This is a genomic window from Cysteiniphilum halobium, assembly GCF_003574425.1.
GTDB classification, from domain to species: Bacteria; Pseudomonadota; Gammaproteobacteria; order Francisellales; family Francisellaceae; genus Caedibacter; species Caedibacter halobius.
In genome coordinates this window covers 1-615 of record NZ_QLIU01000124.1, presented here as the reverse complement: position 1 = coordinate 615, position 615 = coordinate 1, and the positions used below count along the sequence as shown (strand labels likewise).

The 615-nt window shown below is 23.1% G+C and carries 1 protein-coding gene; it reads left to right on the top strand.

Going from position 1 to position 615, the window contains the following annotated elements:
- A partial coding sequence (locus DNK85_RS12720; RefSeq protein ID WP_208123191.1) for a hypothetical protein occupies positions 1 to 189 on the top strand: 189 nt, incomplete at its 5' end.
- Positions 190 to 615 lie beyond the last annotated feature (426 nt).

The window sequence follows — 615 nt, the reverse complement described above, 5'->3', positions numbered from 1 at the left end:
AGAAAAAAAGAGGAGAAAGAAAGAAGAAAAGAAAAGAAAAAAAAAGAAAAAGAAAAAAGAAAAAAAAAAAAAGGAAAGAAGAGGAGGGAGAAGGAAAAAAGAAGAAAGAAGGAAAAGAGAAAGAAAGAGAAAAAGAAAGTGAAAAAAGAAAAGGGAGGGGAGGAGAAAGAAGTAAGGAAGAGGGGATGAAGAGTAAAAAAAAAATGAAATAATGTAGATAAAAGAATAGTAAAAGAAAAAGAAAAAAGAAAAGAAGAGAGGAAAAGGCAAAAAAAACAAGTATTGGAAAAGAAAAAAGAAAAAAAAAAAAAATATAAAAAAGAAGAGATAAATGAAAATATTAAGAAATAAGAAAAAAAAAAAATAGAAAAATAAATGGTTAAAAGAAGAGAAAAAGATTGAATATAAGAAAAATTAAAAAAAAAGTGTGAAAGATAGAAAGTGGTGGTGAAAATAAAAATAAGAGAAAAAGATAAAAGAAAAATAATGAATATGAAAAAAAAAAAAGAAAGAAATAAAAATGGTAAATAATAACAAAAAAAGAGAAAGTGGAAAAGAAAAGAAGAGTAAGGGAATAAAAAAGAGAATGGAAGAAAAAAGAGCTAGTATTAAATG